The following is an 824-nucleotide window of genomic DNA, read 5'->3' as shown; positions in this document are numbered from 1 at the left end:
CCCGGCATGACGATGTTCCGCATGCCGATCTTCACCTGGAACGTGCTGCTCACGGCCCTGTTGGTGCTGTTCGCCTTCCCCGTCCTGGCGGCGGCGCTGCTCGCCCTGGAGGCGGACCGCAAGTTCGGCGCGCACGTCTTCGACCCGGCCAACGGGGGCGCGCTGTTGTGGCAGCACCTGTTCTGGTTCTTCGGTCATCCCGAGGTGTACATCATCGCCCTGCCGTTCTTCGGGATCGTGACCGAGATCCTGCCCGTCTTCAGCCGCAAGCCGGTCTTCGGCTACATCGGGCTGGTGGCGGCGACCATCTCGATCGCGGGCCTCTCGATCACGGTGTGGGCCCACCACATGTTCGTCACGGGCGGGGTGCTGCTGCCGTTCTTCTCGTTCATGACCTTCCTGATCGCCGTACCGACCGGGGTGAAGTTCTTCAACTGGATCGGCACGATGTGGAAGGGCTCGCTGTCGATGGAGACACCGATGCTCTGGTCGGTGGGATTCCTGGTCACGTTCCTCTTCGGCGGACTGACCGGCATCATCCTGGCCTCGCCGCCGCTGGACTTCCACGTCTCCGACTCGTACTTCGTCGTCGCGCATTTCCATTACGTGGTGTTCGGCACCGTGGTGTTCGCGATGTTCGCCGGATTCCACTTCTGGTGGCCGAAGTTCACCGGGAAGATGCTGGACGAACGGCTCGGCAAAATGACCTTCTGGACGTTGTTCTGCGGCTTCCACGGCACGTTTCTGGTGCAGCACTGGCTGGGCGCGGAAGGCATGCCCCGCCGGTACGCGGACTATCTCGCCGCCGACGGATTCACCGCGCT

The 824-nt window shown here is 63.8% G+C and carries 1 protein-coding gene; it reads left to right on the top strand.

Annotated elements, in window-relative coordinates:
• Positions 1-824, top strand: an 824-nt coding sequence (locus tag GT042_RS09670; protein WP_202532574.1) for a cbb3-type cytochrome c oxidase subunit I, incomplete at both ends; no start/stop codon positions are given.

The organism is Streptomyces sp. SID3212 (assembly GCF_009865405.1).
Lineage (GTDB): Bacteria > Actinomycetota > Actinomycetes > Streptomycetales > Streptomycetaceae > Streptomyces.
This window is presented reverse-complemented; position numbering and strand designations above follow the sequence as displayed.